Source organism: Oleiphilus sp. HI0061 (assembly GCF_001635675.1).
In genome coordinates, this window is record NZ_LWFE01000747.1 from 1 (window position 1) to 618 (window position 618).

The window sequence follows — 618 nt, forward strand, 5'->3', positions numbered from 1 at the left end:
TTGTCTCAGTCACTTCGTATTTCTGAAGCGCTATGCACAGGCAGATAGAGACCAGCAAAATTCGTTGATACTAAATTCTTTATTAACTTCATCTTAGTCACGAACAAAGATAAGTTGAAGTAACAAAAAGTATCTTTTTATTAGCGTCGTTTATAGATGCGTTTTTTTCCAGTTTTTCAGAGGTATTATCACACTTGTTTTCATTCTTACGCAGGTTAGAAAAAACGTTTATAAATAAAAAAGGCGCTCGAAAGAGCGCCTTTTTTCAGCAAAATAAATAACGCCTTAGATGACCGGCGCCAATATGTAGGTTATTGAACTGTATGCATATGTACGTCTTGCTGAGGGAACGGAATACTAATTCCTTGCTCATCAAACGCTTTCTTAACTGCTTCGAACATTGTGAAGTGAACTGCCCAGTAGTCCGCCGTCTTAGTCCAAACCCTAACGGTAAAGTTGACGGAACTATCCGCTAATTCAGAGATCGCAATCAAATGCTCAGGATCTTTTAATACACGAGAATCTGAAGTGATCAAGCCTTCAATAATCGCTTTCGCTTTATCAATATCATCGCTATAACCAATACCAAAAACGAAATCAACACGGCGAGTATCCAGC

The 618-nt window shown here is 38.3% G+C and carries 1 protein-coding gene; it reads right to left on the reverse strand.

The genetic code is table 11. The features are described from left to right. Positions 1-311: 311 nt before the first annotated feature. Positions 312-618 (reverse strand): mechanosensitive ion channel family protein (locus A3735_RS09215; protein WP_156499558.1); only part of this gene is annotated, 307 nt, incomplete at its 5' end.